Raw genomic sequence first — 3,306 nt, 5'->3', positions numbered from 1 at the left:
GACTGGAGTGCTGCCCCGCATTGCTTTGTGCTATTGTGTAGCTTCACTTCTGGCATTGTATGTCAATCATAAACGTTTGGCATGGATTGCAGGCATATTGTTGGTGGGCTATGCTGTTTTGCTCTGTATGGGCAATGGATATGCGTGTGACGAGACCAATATTCTGTCTGTTGCCGATCGTGGTATTTTAGGGACAGAGCACCTTTACCGGAAGAGCCCGATTGACCCTGAAGGGTTAGTCAGTACCTTGTCTGCCATTGCTCACACACTGATAGGCTTCTGCTGTGGAGCACTGATGCTGAAGAAAGGCATTTCATTGGAAACAAGAATCCTGAAGCTGGCGGTTACAGGCTTTCTGCTGATGGTTGTAGGCTTCTTGCTGACAGAAGCTTTCCCGCTGAACAAGCGTATCTGGTCGCCTACTTTTGTACTGGTCACTTGTGGACTTGCAGCCATGCTTCAGGCTACACTGACCTACTTCATTGATCTGAAAGGAAAGAAAGACTGGTGTCGCTTCTTCGAAGTATTCGGAGTCAATCCGTTGTTCCTGTATGTGCTGAGCGAAGTGGCAGCTATTGTGATAAGTGCTACGGAAAGCAAGCCTGTCGTTTACGGAGTCATTCACTCGTGCATTTCCGATCCTTATCTGGCTTCGGCATGTTATTCGTTGCTCTTCGCGCTGGTAATGGGAGGATGCGGATATTGGCTGTACAAAAAGAAAATATATATCAAGTTATAAGCAGATCGTAGAATATTCTCGATAGAAAGAATTGAAAAGAAAGAGCAAAGTGTTATGACAGGAATCCGTTTATATAGTGTCTTGTGTATTTTTTCCGTTGCAGGCTTTTGTGCAGCTTGTTCGGAGAAAAGTGCGGAGGAAAAACGTCTGCCATATGTTGATACGCGGATTGGTACGGCTCCCAGTGTGACGCATACGGCGGGACTGTTTGGAAAGAATACCGAGGAATACGGACAGGCGTTGCCCGCAGTACTCGAACCCAACGGAATGAATTTCTGGACTCCGCAGACTCGCGACACCGAAGAGAAATGCATTGCTCCTTACTATTATGCCGACAGCCTTTTGCAGGGGTTCCGCAATTCGCATTGGATTGTGGGTGGGTGCACACAGGATTACGGTTCCATGACCCTGATGCCGCTTTTTAGCCGTTTGCGGTGCATGCCCGAAGCACGTGTAACCCGTTTCTCGCACCAGACCGAGCAGGCCACTCCTGCCTATTATGCCGTTTCCTTGCCCGATGAGGCTCTGACAGCAGAGATGACGGCACGTTCGCGCTCGTCCATTTTCCGTTTCACTTATCAGAAAAGCGGTAAAGCTTATTTGGTTGTCAATCCGAACAGCGATGAAGGGCAGGGATTTATCTCGGTCGATACTGTGAACAACGTCATCAGCGGTTACAATCCCGTCCATCGTATCTATCAGGGCTGGGGAGAGCCTGCCGGATATAGCGGACATTTTGTGGTTCGTTTCCAGAAGAAGATAACAGGCTTCGGCGTATTCCGAGGCGATTCCATATTCCCGGCTCGTGAGGCTATAGGCAATGCCTGTGGTATCGGTGCCTATGTCGAATTCGATGTGAACGAAGGCGAGAACCTGTTGGTTAAGGCTGCTTCCTCGTTTGTTAGTGCCGAAGGAGCCATGAATAATCTTGAAGCCGAGATTCCCCATTGGGATTTTGACCGTACACGTCGTGAACTGACAGATATCTGGGAACATCGGTTGGCACTTGTCGAAGTGCAGACCGACAACCGCGAAGCAAAAGAGAAATTCTACAGTGCCTTATACCGGGCTTCTTTCCTGCCGCGCACGTTCAACGATGCCGACGGCCGTTATCCTTCGTTTGCTACCGGTACTCCCGTACGTCAGCTTCCTGCCGGACGTACCTATTACGAGGACTACAGCATGTGGGATACGTATCGTGCCTTGCATCCGTTGGTCAATCTGCTGACCCCCGGACGGGCGGGCGATATGATGCAGTCGCTTGTCTGGAAGTACGAACAGGGTGGGTGGCTTCCTATTTTCCCGTGCTGGAACAGCTACACGGCTGCCATGATTGGCGACCACTGCATTGCTACCTTGGCCGATGCTTATTGTAAGGGAATCCGTAATTTCGATATTGACAAGGCGTACGAGGCCATGCGCAAGAACGCTTTTCAATTACCCGCCGATGTACGCGAATACCGTGACGGTATGGGGCGCAGGGCTTTGAAGTCCTATCTGAAGTACGGATACATTCCGCTTGAAGATTCTGTTCCCGATGCGTTCCATACAAGGGAACAGGTATCGCGTACGCTGGAGTATGCTTACGACGACTTTGCTCTGGCGCAGGTCGCTGCAGCTTTGGGCAAGACAGCCGATGCAGACAGTTTGCTGGCTCGTGCCCGCAATTATCGCAACGTCATCGATCCTCGTACCGGTTATGCACAAGGGCGTCGGGCCGACGGCAGTTTCCTTACGGACGATAATGCGTTCCGTTTTGCTTCCTTCATCACCGAAGGAGCCCCTTGTCATTACACCTGGTATGTACCTCACGACCCTTACGGTCTGATGGAATGTATGGGAGGGCGTGACAAATTCATCGCTAAACTCGATTCCATGTTCAGCGAACAACGCTATTGGCATGGCAACGAGCCTTGTCATCAGGTGGCCTTTCTGTTCAACTATGCCGGACAGCCGTGGAAGACCCAGCAGGCGGTTCGTCACATCATGCAGACCGAGTACCTGCAGGCACCCGGTGGGTTGTCGGGCAACGACGATGCCGGACAGATGTCAGCCTGGTACGTCTTTGCCGCTTTGGGTTTCTATCCCGTATGTCCCGGCACACCTTATTATATATTGAGTAGTCCTTCGTTCAGCGAAGCAGCGTTACATCTTGAGAACGGACGTACATTTATATTGAAGGCGCTTCATGCTTCCGAGAAGAACATCTATATACAAAGTGTCCGTCTGAACGGACGTCCTTATACGAAGAATTACCTTTCGCACGAGGATATTCTGCGGGGAGGAACGATGGAGTTTGTCATGGGCGATAAGCCTAACACTGCTTGGGGCAGTGCTTCGGCCGACTGTCCGCCTTCTGTAATGTAATTGATTGAACGAATGTTTATGCTTATGATACATAGAATATCTGCCAGTCTGTCCCTGTTGCTGTTTATCCCTTTGTTCCTGTATGCCAGAGGCGGACATGCTCCGGTGTACGATGTGACTGCGTTCGGCGCGGTTTCCGATACTACGCTGCTTTCTACCGGGGCCTTCCAGCGGGCAGTCGATGCCTGCGCTGCCGACGG

General features: G+C 50.8%; 2 protein-coding genes. Both read left to right on the top strand.

Annotation, left to right across the window (positions count from 1 at the left end; genetic code table 11):
• A partial coding sequence (locus QVP67_RS08315; RefSeq protein ID WP_288180034.1) for an acyltransferase family protein occupies positions 1–739 on the top strand: 739 nt, incomplete at its 5' end.
• 54 nt (positions 740–793) lie between these two features.
• Positions 794–3,106, top strand: coding sequence for a GH92 family glycosyl hydrolase (locus QVP67_RS08310; RefSeq protein WP_022163108.1), 2,313 nt, complete (start codon positions 794–796; stop codon positions 3,104–3,106).
• Positions 3,107–3,306: the final 200 nt, after the last annotated feature.

Source organism: Bacteroides sp. CAG:633, from assembly GCF_000435115.1.
Lineage (GTDB): Bacteria > Bacteroidota > Bacteroidia > Bacteroidales > Bacteroidaceae > Bacteroides > Bacteroides ndongoniae.
Note: the sequence above shows the minus strand (reverse complement) of the source record. Positions and strands in the feature narration are given on the sequence as shown.